The organism is Amycolatopsis balhimycina FH 1894 (assembly GCF_000384295.1).
GTDB lineage: Bacteria > Actinomycetota > Actinomycetes > Mycobacteriales > Pseudonocardiaceae > Amycolatopsis > Amycolatopsis balhimycina.
Window position 1 is genome coordinate 9,974,953 of sequence record NZ_KB913037.1, and the last position, 13,098, is coordinate 9,988,050.

The 13,098-nt window shown below is 69.9% G+C and carries 10 protein-coding genes; 4 read left to right on the forward strand and 6 right to left on the reverse strand.

Going from position 1 to position 13,098, the window contains the following annotated elements:
- Nucleotides 1-21: 21 nt before the first annotated feature.
- From A3CE_RS0145995 to A3CE_RS52870, 3 genes are all read right to left on the reverse strand, one after another.
- Nucleotides 22-1,230 carry an MFS transporter gene (locus A3CE_RS0145995; RefSeq protein ID WP_026469511.1) on the reverse strand — a complete coding sequence of 403 codons (1,209 nt, stop codon included), beginning with the start codon at nt 1,228-1,230 and terminating at the stop codon, nt 22-24.
- 240 nt (nt 1,231-1,470) lie between these two features.
- Complete coding sequence (locus A3CE_RS55760; protein WP_312024823.1) at nt 1,471-1,725, reverse strand: DUF397 domain-containing protein; 255 nt, start codon at nt 1,723-1,725, stop codon at nt 1,471-1,473.
- 148 nt (nt 1,726-1,873) lie between these two features.
- Nucleotides 1,874-2,710, reverse strand: coding sequence for a helix-turn-helix domain-containing protein (locus tag A3CE_RS52870; RefSeq protein WP_051183841.1), 837 nt, complete (start codon nt 2,708-2,710; stop codon nt 1,874-1,876).
- Between the two features lie 195 nt (nt 2,711-2,905).
- On the opposite strand from A3CE_RS52870, the gene A3CE_RS53840 reads away from it, so the two are divergent.
- Nucleotides 2,906-4,579, forward strand: a complete 1,674-nt coding sequence (locus A3CE_RS53840; protein WP_020646891.1) for a CDP-glycerol glycerophosphotransferase family protein — start codon at nt 2,906-2,908, stop codon at nt 4,577-4,579.
- Nucleotides 4,580-4,583: 4 nt separating this feature from the next.
- Here the strand turns inward: A3CE_RS53840 and A3CE_RS52880 are convergent, their stop codons facing one another.
- Together A3CE_RS52880 and A3CE_RS0146020 are read right to left on the reverse strand one after the other, a co-directional pair.
- The gene (locus tag A3CE_RS52880; RefSeq protein ID WP_211231880.1) at nt 4,584-6,530 is read right to left on the reverse strand and encodes a tetratricopeptide repeat protein; all 1,947 of its coding nucleotides are present in this window, start codon (nt 6,528-6,530) and stop codon (nt 4,584-4,586) included.
- An 828-nt stretch (nt 6,531-7,358) separates the two neighbouring features.
- Nucleotides 7,359-8,294, reverse strand: coding sequence for a LacI family DNA-binding transcriptional regulator (locus A3CE_RS0146020; protein WP_020646893.1), 936 nt, complete (start codon nt 8,292-8,294; stop codon nt 7,359-7,361).
- A 143-nt stretch (nt 8,295-8,437) separates the two neighbouring features.
- Here A3CE_RS0146020 and A3CE_RS0146025 point away from each other — a divergent pair, with 143 nt between their 5' ends.
- The 3 genes from A3CE_RS0146025 to A3CE_RS0146035 are packed head-to-tail and all read left to right on the forward strand — an operon-like array spanning nt 8,438 to nt 12,100.
- Complete coding sequence (locus A3CE_RS0146025; protein WP_020646894.1) at nt 8,438-10,111, forward strand: peptide-N4-asparagine amidase; 1,674 nt, start codon at nt 8,438-8,440, stop codon at nt 10,109-10,111.
- Nucleotides 10,112-10,121: 10 nt separating this feature from the next.
- Nucleotides 10,122-10,769 carry a class I SAM-dependent DNA methyltransferase gene (locus A3CE_RS0146030; RefSeq protein WP_020646895.1) on the forward strand — a complete coding sequence of 216 codons (648 nt, stop codon included), beginning with the start codon at nt 10,122-10,124 and terminating at the stop codon, nt 10,767-10,769.
- Between the two features lie 53 nt (nt 10,770-10,822).
- A complete protein-coding gene (locus A3CE_RS0146035; RefSeq protein ID WP_026469512.1) occupies nt 10,823-12,100 on the forward strand; it encodes a cytochrome P450 in 1,278 nt (425 codons plus the stop codon).
- A 5-nt stretch (nt 12,101-12,105) separates the two neighbouring features.
- Here the strand turns inward: A3CE_RS0146035 and A3CE_RS0146040 are convergent, their stop codons facing one another.
- Nucleotides 12,106-13,062 carry a DUF1152 domain-containing protein gene (locus A3CE_RS0146040; protein ID WP_020646897.1) on the reverse strand — a complete coding sequence of 319 codons (957 nt, stop codon included), beginning with the start codon at nt 13,060-13,062 and terminating at the stop codon, nt 12,106-12,108.
- Nucleotides 13,063-13,098: the final 36 nt, after the last annotated feature.

Below are 13,098 nucleotides of genomic sequence, written 5' to 3' on the forward strand. Positions count from 1 at the left end.
GACCCGGCCCACCACCCGGCTTCAGGCCTGCGCCGTCGCCAGCTCGGTGCGGCGGAAGGCGGCGGGGGAGAGGGTGAACCAGACGAGCACGGCGCTGACCGCCTGGATCACCGCGGCCACCACCCAGACGCCGCGCAGGCTCCAGTGCGCCGCGACCAGGCCGCCGGTGAGCGCGCCCAGCGGCGTCAGCCCCCAGGCCAGCGCGCGGTGGCCGGTGAGCACCCGGCCCAGCAGCGGCGCGGGCGTGAAGCGCTGGCGGCTGGACTGCGAGCAGACGTTCCAGATCAGCACCGACGCCGTCAGGGACATCAGCACGAGGCCGACCAGTGGCGGCCACGGCGGGACGACGGCGATCAGCAGGTCCGCCACGATGCCGAAGCTCTGCGCGATCCGCATCGACCACGAGTAGCCGAGCCGGTCCACCACCTTCTGCACCACGAACGACGACGCGACCCAGCCGACCGCGAGGCAGGCGAGCAGCAGGCCGTACCCGACCGGGCCGACGTGCAGGATCTGCGTCGCGTAGAGCACGAACATCGCGTTGCCGGCACTCGCGGCGAACGAGCCGAGGGCGACGTTGATCGTGATCGACCGCAGCAGCGGCGTCTTCACCAGGTGCCGCAGCCCGGCGGAGAGATCGCGCAGCGGATGCGTCGTCGTGGCGACGGTCCGCGACTCGGACGGGATGCGCCGCGCGAGGAGCAGCGCGCCCAGCGCGCAGGCGGCGGCCAGCCAGGCGGGCACCCCGGCCCCGACGGCGAGCAGGAACCCGGTCAGTGGTGGCACGACGAACTGGACGACACCCCGGTCGATCACCGTGAGCCGCGCGTTGGCGTGCGCCAGGCGGCCCGGTTCGACCAGCTCGGGCACGAGCGCGCCGCTGGCGCCGTCCCCGAGCACCTGCGCCGAGGTGACGACGAAGGCGACGACGATCAGCACCGGCAGGCTCAGCACCCCGGCGGACGCGGCGACGGCGAGCGCCACGGCCGCCCCGATCTGCACGGCATAGGCCCAAGCCAGCACGGCGGTCCGCCGCACGCGGTCGATGAGCACCCCGGCGAACAGGGAGAGCAGCAGCCACGGCGCCTGCCCGGCGATGTTGAGCAGCGAGATCTCGCGCGGATCGGTGGTGACGGACACGGCGAGCAGCGGGAGGGCCGCGAGCATCAGGCCTTCGGCGGACGAACCGGACACTGCCACAGCCTGCAGCCGCACCCATCTGCTGGTCATGATCACCAGCATGCCGAAGAAACCGGTGAACCCCAAACGGTTTAGGGCCGCAGGAAGCCGGACGAACTCCCGGCAGGCGCCGGGGCGCCTGCCGGGCGAAAGCGTTCGCCGTATTTCGGCCGCGGTCCGTTAATCCGCCGTCTCGGCGGTCGTGCCCGTGCATCGGCACGTTCACGCGGGCAGGTAAAGCGGTTCGGCCGTGTCGAGTTGTCAATTCATGGACAATATCGGGAAACAGGATCAGTGGCCGGACGTTCCCGTGTCGTCCAGGAGGCGGAGAAAGCCGCGCCAGCTGTCCGGCGGCAGCCGCAACTCGCCGTGGGCCGGCGCTTTGGAGTCGCGGACGTGCACCGAACAGCCGTCGTAAGCTGCTTCAACGCAGTCCGGGTGGTCATCGGGATGACAACGTGCACTCCGGTGCCAGCTGAGTCCCCGGTGGTCGACTTCGGCGATGGGTGCAGCAAACCGTCCGTTCATCAGGCCCTCCCGACCCATGATCGCCCGAGGTGTTCGCCCGGGCTGTGGACGTACTCGGTGAGGGTCCCATTCTACTCCCGCGCCGTAAATGGGCTGCACGAGATTTCAGGTCCACTCTCCGTAGGACGATTGCGCCGAACTGATGAATGGGGAGGTATCGCCGGTATTACGCCTGCTGTTTGGCGATTTGATCGATTACGACGTCCAGCTCGGCGGCCGGGGACGAGTGGGCGGGCTCCTGGAGCTGTTCGAACGCGTCCAGGTAGCGGCCGACCTCGTCCGGGTTGGTGCGGGCGATCAGGGTGCACCCCGGCTGGTCGACGTAGACGTGGTGGTCCTGGTCGGGCAGCTCGAAGATCGTGAACGGCGACTGCATCCAGCGGGTCACGCGCCGGTCGGACGTCGCGACCTGGATGGAGACGGTGGGGAGGCGGTTCAGCTCCTTGAGGAAGTCGAGCTGCTCCCGCATCGTCCCGGGCGACCCGATCGCTCGCCTGATCACCATTTCGTCGAGGACGAACCGGGCTTCCAGGGGATGTTCCCCGGTGAGCAGCCGTCGTCGTTCCGTGCGCATGGCGATCGCGCGCTCGGTCCCGTCGTCGTCGAATCCGAACTCCTCGCCGAGCGCGCGGATGTACGCCGTGGTCTGCAGGATGCCCGGCACGATGAACGTCTGGTACTCCGACAGCGTGGAGGCCGACGCCTCCACGGCGATGTACTCGATCAGTTGCGGGCTGGCGTGGCCGCGGAACGCGTCCCACCACGCCTTCTCCCGCGAAGCCCGCGCAGCCGCCGAGAGGTCGTCGATCTGCTCCTGGCTGGTCACGCCGTAGAGGTCGAGCAGGGCCTTGAGGTCCGTGATGGACAGTCCGACGGTGCCGCCCTCGATCCGGATCACCTTCGACAGCGACCACTCGAGCGCCGTCGCGACCTGCTTCTGCGTGAGTCCCGCCGAGTTGCGCAGCCGGCGAAGCTCGGCTCGCAGCCGGCGTTGCTCGGCCACCGGATTCCGTCCCCCGACCATGATCCACCCGCTTCCAGCTAGTCTGGCGTCGGCCCGCCTGTTAGCTTATCGCTCACAAGTCGAACGCCTACCTGCAAGTAGCCAGCTGGCGTTTCGACCTGGAGCTTAAGTAGTACCATCTGCTACCGCGCGGTAGCAATATGTGTGAAGATCCACACGATCGGGGCATAGCGAGTGAGTGGTCGGCGCGGCGGCGGCCTCGAGCGGCGGACGCTGCGGGCGGCGTACAGCGTGCTGGTCGTCGTGCGGACCTTCACCACCGTGGACCGCTTGCGGACGATCTTGGAGACCCTGTTCCCCGACGCGTTCGAGGTCAAGTTCACCGTCGAGCGCGGGTCCGTGTTCGCCGACCGGCTGGTCGAGTACCTCCGGGAGCTCGAATTCGAGGTGCTCGACATGAGGCGGGCCAGGCGCATGAAGTTCGACGTCATCCTGGCGGCGCACGCGACGGCGGCGCTCGGCAAGCTCAACGGGCCGGTGATCGTGTGCCCGCACGGGGCGGGCTACAACCGGCGGGTCCGGAAGTCGAGCGGATGCGACCGCGTCGCCACCGGCTTGGTCGAGAGCCAGCTGACGACGCGCTTCGGGCGGGTCATCCCCGAGGTGGTTTTCGTCTCCCACGAGGAGCAGCGCGAGCGGCTGCGGAAGAGTTCGCCCAAGGCCGCCGAGCGGGCGATCGTCCTCGGGGACCCGGTTCTCGACCGGATCTTCGCTTCGGAGGCGCGGCGGGAGCGCTACCGGCGCCAGTTCGGGGTGGGCGCCGACCAGAAGCTCGTGGTGGTGACTTCGACGTGGGGTCCCTACGGCACGGTCGGCTGCGAGGCCAGCCTCCCGAAGCGGCTGCTCGCGCAGTTGCCGGCGGACGAGTACAAGGTGCTGCTGATCATGCACCCGAACATCTGGTCCGGTCACTCGCCGGCGTTGATCAAGCTGTACCTGCGCGAGGAGCTGGACAGCGGCCTGGTCATCGTGCCGCCCAGGTCACCGTGGGAGGCCGGGCTCATCGCGGCTGACCTGGTCATCGGCGACCACTCGTCGCTCTCGATCTACGCCGCGGCGCTCGGCCGCCGGTTCTTGCTGGCCGCGGACGGTAGTCCCGAGCTGGTGCCGGGGTCCCCGCTGGAGCGGCTCTGCGCCGAAGCGCCGCGGCTGGACCCCGCCGGTGATCTGCTGGAGCAGATCGAGGGCCATCTGTGGTCGGTCCCCCGGCGCTCGGGTACGGAGATCGCCGACCTGATGTTCCAGGAACGGGGACGGTCGTGGCACATCTTCCGCTCGGTCGTGCGGAAGGTGGTCGGCCTGCCTGAACTGGCGGTGCCGCCGCGGGTGACGCCCGTGGACGATCCGCGCCCGGCGACCGGGCGCGAGGTGACCGCGTGGACTGTCTCGACGACCTCGTCGCCGGCCGGGACGACCGGGTCCGCGACGGTCGGCATCCGCCGCTACCCCCGGCTCGCCGGCGACGGTTCGGACGAGGGCGAAGACGACCTGCAGGTCTCGGACTACGGCGAGGCCGACGAGCGGTGCCGCCTGAACAGTGAAATCATCGTGCGTTCGGAAATGCTCTCCCGGGCGGCGGGGGAACAGTGGCTGGTGGAGATGTTGCCGTCCAGTCCGAAATACGGGCACAACGCCGGTCTCCTGGCTTACCGCCACAGCGGCGGCTGCGTGCTGGCGTGGCGGGACGGTCCTCGAATCGAAGCCGGGACCCAGGATGCCTTCGCGGCGGCAGTGGTCTTGCACCGAATGCGCCAGGATGGCTGGCCGCTCGACAAACCCGGCACCGCCGAATATCACTTCGGTGCCGCGGAACCGGCGTCGTTCCCGTTCGGACCGGCGCCGGCCTGAATTGTCAAATGCTTTCGTCGGCGAGCAGTCCCTTGGCCACGGCGACCAGCGGGCTCCCCGCCGCTTCGTAGAGCTGGACGAGACGCGCCGCGGAGTCGTGCAGCAACACCCGGTCGTTGCCCTGTTGCGCCACTTTGACCAGAACCTCGAGTGCTTGCGCTTCCTTGACCGGTTGCTGGTGGTCCCGCGTGGTCCGCACCGCGGAGTCGAGGACCGACCTCGCGTCCGCGAGCCGGTGCACGTGGTGATAGGCGTTGCCGAGCGCGATCCGCGCCTTCGCGGCGGAAAGGTCGTCGTGAATCCCTTCCGCGATTTCCATGGCTTCGGCGAGAACGCGGAGCCCCTCGTCGATCCGGCCTGCCCGGACGAGCACGTCTCCGAGCTGGTAGCTCTGGATCGCGACGCCTCGTTCACTGCCCAGCCGCCGGTTCAGCTCCCTGGCCCGCTTGAGGCTTTCCTCGGATTCGTCATAACGCTTGAGTTCCCGGTACAGCAGTCCGCGTGATTCCAGGATCACCGCCTCGGATCGCATGTCGTCGGAGGCCGCTTCGATACCGCGGGAAAGCTGTTCGTCAGCGGATTCGAAATCCCGTAGTTCGATGTAGGCTCTGGCGAACTGATTTCTCATGCGGGCCTGGGCTATGTCATTGCCGCATCTGACCGCCGCGGCCACGCCGAGCCGATGTGTTTCGAGCCAATCCGAGTAGACCTTCATGTTGTAGTAGAAGGCCCACAAGGACTCGCACAGCTGCCAAACCGTGGCGAACAGCTCGTGGTGCCACGATTCGTGGACGACCGCGAGCAGGTTCGATTGCTCGGTCGAGAACCACGTCATCGCCGAAGCCTTGTCGAAATCCGGATCGTCCGGGCTGTCCGCGAAGTCCGCCACCCGCCAGCGCGCCGCACCCATGACGGCGCGATCCGCCAGCGCTGCCGCTCGTGCGTACCAGGCGATCAATCGCTTCACCGCTTCTTCACGTGCCGGGGCGGTTTCGTCCCGGCCGGCCACGGCCCGTGCGTGAAGGTGGACGAGATCGTGGAACCGGTAGCGGTCGTCGCCCAGTTCCTCCAAGAGGTTCGACGTGAGGAGAACGCCGATGAGCTCGTCCGCGTCCGCGGCCGGGACCGCGACGATCGCGGCCGCGGTGGCGAGGGCGAACTGAGAACCCGGATGCAGTCCCAATAGCCGGTACGTTCGCTTGGCGGCGTCGGGCAATTCGCCGTACGCGGCGTCGAACATCAATCGGACTCCGTCCTCGCCGTCGGGGGAAAGCCGGGTCAGCCGCAGGCGGTCGTCGGTCAGGTAGCGCACGAGATGTGGTATGGACCACTGCTTCCGCTGCGCCAGCTGGGCTCCGGCGACGCAGAGTGCCAGGGGCAGGCCGCCGCACAGTTCCGCCAGATCGGTCACGCCGCGTTCGTTCGGCTCGCAATGACCGCGAAGCATCCGGCCGAGCAGGATCTCGCTGTCGGAAACGTCCAGGGGTGAGACATCGATGAATTCGGCGCCCTCGGTGATCAGGCCGCCCAGCTTGCGCCGGCTCGTCACCAGGACCACGCTGTCGGCGGAACCGGGGATCAGGGGGCGAACCTGGGCAGCCTGGTCGGCGTTCTCCACCACGACCAGCAGGCGTTTGGTCATGGTGCGGGATCTGAACATCGCCGCGCGTTCGGGGAACGGTGCCGGTATGTAGTCTTCCCGCACACCGAGGACGCGCAGAAACCCGCCCAGCACCTCGGTGAGCTCGACACCGCCTGAGCGGCGGTACTCCTTGAGGTCGACGTACAGCTGCCCTTCGGTGAAGCGGTCCAGATGCCGGTGTGCCCACCGCAGAACCGCGGCCGTCTTTCCGACGCCGCCGAGGCCGCTGAGCACGATGACGGTCGCGCGGCCGTCGCGAGTGGCGCCCACCTTGTCCGAAATTGTCGTCAACTCGCGTGATCGATTCACGAAAACCGGTGGTGGGGGCGGAAGCTGCTGAGGTGTGTCGCCGAGGCTGTACGGTCGCATTGCTCGGTTCGGCCTGTTCCGTGGAGCACGGGGATTGGCTGGTGCCACCTGTCCGGTTGGCTCTGTCTCAGCGCACATCCGCTCGCTCCCCGCCGAGTGACTCTACGCCGTGCGACGACCTGCAGCATCCCACCATACCTTGCCCTGCTGTGGGCACTCTTGGCAAGAATGCTAATGGCTGAGCGTATCTTATGGCTGTCGCACCGGAAATTCGCGGTTCGGCCATTCGTGACACCGTCATTGCGCGGCACACGGCAATATCGGGCACAAATCGTGCACTGTTGGGCCGAGTGGACGCAATCACGCTGCGCATCTCGTCGAGTGTCGCGCTCACTCGGCCGCCTTCACTTCGTTCACACGCCCGGGCGGACGGCCGGCGGGAGATGTGTTGTCTGGGTGGCGCGGATACCCGTCCGGGTGCACGTGCAAAAGCGCGAGCACCTGGCTCGGGAGGTGTGGAGGGTGTTCCGGCATCGGGTGGCGGTGCTCCGGTGGGTCGAGCGCGGTCGGCGTGGTGCGGAGGCGGTTGACGGTGGCGCCGCGTGGTCGCGGGGCCCGTGCGGACAGGTCCGCCGGTCCGCCTCAGGTGCCTCACCATAAGGGAGCGCCGCGTGTCCCGTGGCCTGTGCCGTGTCGCTCCTTCGAGTGCAATACGGGGCAGGCGGACGAGTGCTCGCGCTTGCTCGTGCGATTGCGGGGCGTCCCGGGTGGTCACGCCGTAGCAGTCGTGGCGGACAGGGGAATCGCTACAGCGGCCACGGCGCCGCGTCAGCGGCGCACGCGGGTCGATTCGCGGACGACCAGTTCCGGGGTGAACACCACGGCCTGGTGCTCCACCGTCGTGTCCGCCGTCTCCGCCAGGAGGAGCTCCGCGGCCGCGAACTCGATGTCGTCGTAGCCGACGATCGCCATCTCCTCCGGTACCCGGACGCCGGCGCCGACCATCGCCTGCAGCACCCCCAGCGCGAGCAGGTCGTTCGCGCAGAACACCGCCGTCGGGCGGGGGCTCGTGCCCAGCAGGCGGGCGCCCGCGTCGCGGCCGGAGGCGACGTCCAGGTTCGTCGCCTCGAGGACCGTCAGTTCCACCGACGATCCCGCGAGCGCCATGCGGACGCCCTGCTCGCGGTCGCGGCACTGGGCGAGGACGGCCGGGCCGTTGACGAACGCGATCCGGTCGTGGCCGGTTTCCCGCAGGTGCCGGGCCGCGAGGGCACCGCCCGCGACGTCGTCCACCGACACCGAGCTCGCCTCCGACGCCGGCGCCTTGCGGTCGACGAAGACGTACGGCGTGCCGCTGCGGCGGAACGCGCGCAGGGCTTCACCGGACGTCGCGACCGGGCTCAGCAGCACCCCGCGGACCCGCTGCTCGGCGAACATCGCCAGGTACGACGCCTCCAGGTCGGACCGCTGGCCGCTGTTGCCGGTGATGACGTTGAGCCCCTCGGCGTGCGCGGCCTGCTCGGCACCGCGGGCGACGTCGACGAAGAACGGGTTGCCGAGATCGAGCACCAGCAACCCCAGGACGCGGCTGCGGCCCGCGCGCAGCTGCCGGGCCGACTCGTCGCGGACGTAGCCCAGCTCCTCGATCACCGACAGCACCCGGGTCCGGGTGGCCACCGCGACCACGTGCGGCCGGTTGACCACATTGGACACCGTGCCGATCGAGACGCCGGCCCGCTTCGCGACGTCCTTGATGCCGACCAAAGCGCCCCCTCACCTGAGAAGGCGCGAGCCTATCACGATCTGAAACGTTTCAGGAATGGATCGGACCCGGATTACCGCCGTTAGTCGGACGATCACGCCGCTAGGCTCCGAGGCGGGTGTGCCTGCCGCTGGGAGGAGTCCGGGTGCGGATCTTCACGATCGTCCTGTCGCTGGTGCTGACGTGGGTGCTCTCCGGGGCGGTCGCGTCGGCTTCGCCGATCGTGGAAGGGGACACCGACGACCCCGTGACCGCCGCGCCCGCGGTGACGCGGCCGGACACCCCGCACTGCACCGTCACGCTCGCCGACGCCTTCCGCTCCAACGCCGCCGACGGCAGCCCGCAGTACTACGAAGGCACGCTCACGCCGCCGAAGGCGTGCCCCGGCCCGTGGGCGAAGGTCGTCATGGACCAGAGCGTGACCGTCAGCGGGCGTCAGTACGACCGGATCGGCGACCTGCGGATCGGCGGCACCGAAGTCTGGTGGGGCACCACCGAAGAGCCCAGCGGCGAGGGCAAGCGCCCGATCACGTACCACTTCGACAAGGACCTCACGCCGTACGCCGCGCTGCTGCGCGCGCCGCAGCCCTTTCACGGCGGCATCGAGAACTACAACTCCGCGGTCTACACCGGCGTCTACGCCCAGACCGTGACGCTCACCTACTACCAGGCCGACCGGAAGCACCCGGCGGCCGTCAGCCCGGACCATGTCGCCGGGTTCGGGCACGCCGACGCGACCCCCGCGGCGCCCACCGTGCACTTCACCGCGAAGGACCTGCCGCGCAACATCACCCGCGCCTACCTCGAGGTCACGCTCGAAGGGCACGCCTGCGACGAACAGTGGTTCGACGACGTCCCCGACGAAGTGGCCGCGAAGTACCCGGCTGCCGGGCTCTGCGGGAAGGGCCCCTACCGCGAGGCGAACTTCGCGATCGACGGGGCTCCGGCCGGCAGCGCGTTCACGTTCCCGCACATCTACTCCGGCGGGATCGTGCCGCAGCTGTGGCGGCCGATCGTGGCCATCGACACCTTCAGCCTGCACGCCGAAACCTACGACGTCACGCCGTTCGCGGGCCGTCTCGTCGACGGCGGGACTCACGACATCTCCTTCTCCTTCCCGGACATCGGCGGCGAATTCACCGTCGTCCCGACCCTACTGCTCTACACCGACAAAACCGCCGCGCGGACGTCCGGGGCGCTGACCCAGGACGACGTCGCCGCCGCACCCGAGCGCCGGACGACCACAAAGGACATCGACGGCGGCGTGAACGTGACGGTCACCGCGAAACGCCACGACGTCACCGCCGGCTACGTCGACACCTCCGCCGGCCGCGTCTTCACGCGCGTCGAGCGCACCCGCGACTACCGCAACAGCGACGACGTCACCGGCGGCGGCTTCACCCAGCACGTCGTGCAGGCGGACGCCGGGCAGCAGTCTTCGGTGTCCACTGTGGACGGCCGGGTGCGGTCGGCGGACCGGCACACCTGGTCCTACCCGCTGACCACGGACGCCACCGCGAACATCACCGACGACCAGAACCTGCGGATCTCCGGCTCGGCCGAGATGACCAAGATCCTCGGCGACTTCACCGGCGACGGCCGGAACTGGCGGCCGTCCCGCGCGTCGCGGGAGTGGCTCAGCTCCTCCGGTGTCCTGGCCCGCACCAACGGCGTCAACACCGAAGCCGACGGCCGGTCTAAGACGCTTTACACCGGCCCGAACGGCAGTGACCCCAAGACTGGCCGGCCGTACTTCCACTACGCCGCCAGCGAGCACGGGCTGATCACCGAGAACCGAATTGTCGGTGGCCGCGGATAGGGTCCGGCCCGTGACCGAACCCACCTTCGTGACCGAGACCCGGACCGCCTACGACACCGTCGCCGATTCGTACGCCGAAGAGCTGCGGGACCTGCTGGACGACACCCCATGGGACCGGGCGGTGCTGGGCACCTTCGCCGAGCTGGTCGGCGGGACCGGCCCGGTCGCCGACCTCGGGTGCGGCCCGGGGCGGCTGACGGGACACCTGGCCTCGCTCGGGCTGGACGTGTTCGGCGTGGACCTCTCGCCCGGCATGGTCGACGCGGCCCGCCGGGCGCATCCCGGACTGCGGTTCGAGGTCGGCTCGCTGGCCGCCCTCGACCTGGCCGACGGCAGCCTGGCGGGCGCGCTGGCTTGGTACTCGCTGATCCACACGCCGCCGGAGCGGCTGCCGGCGGTAGTGGCGGAGCTGGCGCGCGTGCTTGCGCCCGGCGGGCGGCTGCTGACGGCGTTCCCGGTCGGCGACGAGCACCGCCGCATCACCAACGGCTACGGCCACGACGTCGCCCTGGACGCGTACCGGCTGCAACCGGACTTCGTCGCCGGGCTGTGCACCGCCGCCGGCCTGGTGGTCGAGGCCCGGCTGGTCCGTGAACCCGCACAGTCGGTGTACGAGAAGACGCCGCAGGCCTACGTGCTGGCCCGCAAGCCGGCGTGAACCCCGTCTCGCCGCCGATCACCCGATCGGGCTAGTGCGGTACTGTCGGATCCATGGGGAGTCTCCGCTCACGAGTCCTGGGCTGGGTGGGCAAGCGGTACCTCGCCCGGCAGACGAAAAAGGGCTTCGACCTCGAAAAGATGTCGTCCTTCCTGCCCGACTCGGCGCTGGTCCCGCTGAAGCGGGACGGCCTCGACCCGGTCGCCGAGATCGGCGCGCGCCGGGCTGCCGAGCCCATCGGCAAGCTCGACCTGCCGTTCGGGATGAACGCCTGGCTGGTCACCGGGTACGACGAGGCGAAGGCCGTGCTCGGCAAGGTGACGGAGTTCTCGAGCGACTTCACCAACCTCGTGGGCAGCGCCGGCGTGACCGCCGACCAGAACCCGGGTGGCCTCGGCTTCGCGGACCCGCCGGTGCACACGCGGCTGCGGAAGCTGCTCACCCCCGAGTTCACCATGCGCCGGCTCAACCGGCTGGCGCCGCGCATCGACGAGATCGTCGCCGGACAGCTCGACGCGATGGTCGCGGCCGACGGCCCGGTCGACCTCTGGCAGGCGTTCGCGCTGCCGATCCCGTCGCTGACCATCTGCGAGCTGCTCGGCGTGTCCTATGAGGACCGCGAGGACTTCCAGCGCCTCAGCACCGCGCGCTTCGACCTCTTCGGGGGCGCGGGCGCTTCGCTGGGCGCGATGTCGGAATCGCTGACCTACCTGCTCGACATCGTCAAGAAGCAGCGCGAAGCGCCCGGCGACGGCCTGCTCGGCATGCTGATCAAGGAACACGGCGACGAGATCGACGACCGTGAGCTGGCCGGCCTGGCCGACGGCGTGCTCACCGGCGGCCTGGAGACCACGGCGAGCATGCTCGCGCTCGGCGCGCTGGTGCTGCTACGCGACGAGAAGGCGGTCGAAGCCGTCCGCGGCGACGACGAGTCCGTGCACCGCTTCGTCGAGGAGCTGCTGCGCTACCTGACCGTGGTGCAGATGGCGTTCCCGCGGTTCGCCAAGCAGGACATGGAGATCGGCGGCGTGCACATCGCCGAGGGCGACATCGTGCTGGTCTCGCTGTCGGCCGCGGACCGGGACCCGAAACTGGGGCCGGACATGGAGAAGTTCGACGCCGCCCGCGAGCCGACGTCGCACCTGGCGTTCAGCTACGGCATCCACCGCTGCATCGGCGCCGAGCTGGCCCGGATGGAGCTGCGCACGGCGTACCCGGCGCTCGTCCGCCGCTTCCCGAACCTGCGGCTCGCGGTGCCGGAGGACGAGCTCTCCTTCCGCAAGGTGTCCATCGTGTACGGCCTCGACGCGCTGCCGGTCCTGGTCGACTGAGGAGGTCAGTGCGGGATGTGCCGCCACGGCCGGCGCCCGACGCGGTCCCGGTGCGCCTCGATGACCAGGGCGACGTCCATCGCCGACTCCGTGTCGGCGAGCTCGCCGAGGTAGCCGACTCCGGCGGCCAGGATCGCCAGGTCCGCGGCGAAGTAGACCCCCATCAGCGGGTTCACGAACAGTTCGCTGCCCGCGGTGCGCGTGGTGCCGTGCACGTCCCCGAACTCGCCCCGCAGCGCGGCGGCGATCTGCCCCTGGACGATGCTCGGCCGGTCCGGGGTCGCCCGCTGCGCGTCCGCGACGGCGTCGAGGTAGGCCGCCGCCTCCGGGGAGGCCGACGGGATCGACAGCGCGCCCAGGTACCCACCCGCGCGGTCGAGGGCGGCGAGGTTCTCCAGCACGTGCGCGTGGCAGACGCCGTGGAAGGCGTCGATGCCGAAGCCGAGGCTGACGACCAAGCGGTCCACCCCCTCGAGCGCGGCCACCGCGGCGAGGCTGGCCATGTCCTCTTCGGGCGTGCCGAGCCCGGACTCGTCCCCGCGCAGCAGGATGTCGGTGCCGCCGTCGACGAGCACGACGGTGTCGACGGCGAGGTGCGCGACGAGGTTCTCGTACGCTTCGCGCAGCGGCCGGACGCCGGTGCGGGGGAAGGCGTGCACGGCCGGCGGCCACCCTTGGCCTTCCAGCCACCGCGCGAGGGTGCGCTCCGGGAAGTACGCGTCGTCGCCCGCGCTGCCGGGCCGCACCCGGGCGACGCCGGGGGCGGCCCAGTCGTCGAGGTCGAGCCGGTTCAGGTCGCTGAACGCCAGGTTCGCCAGGTGCACCTCCTTGCCCTGCGCGCGCAGGGCCGCCGCCAGCGGGATCCCGGCGTAGACGTCGAACCCGCCGCCCGCGCCGGCGACGAGCACGCGGCGCGCGGGCCGCAGACGGGTGAACAGCGGCGGTTCGGCGAGAGTGTGCACCCCGCCATCGTACGGGGGTTCTCGTCCCTCCATTGT

Bases quoted from the DNA above. Each gene is read 5' to 3' on its own strand.
- A3CE_RS0145995 (WP_026469511.1), bottom strand. From the start codon at position 1,230: ATGACCAGCAGATGGGTGCGGCTGCAGGCTGTGGCAGTGTCCGGTTCG.
- A3CE_RS55760 (WP_312024823.1), bottom strand. From the start codon at position 1,725: ATGGGTCGGGAGGGCCTGATGAACGGACGGTTTGCTGCACCCATCGCC.
- A3CE_RS0146035 (WP_026469512.1), top strand. From the start codon at position 10,823: ATGGGGAGTCTCCGCTCACGAGTCCTGGGCTGGGTGGGCAAGCGGTAC.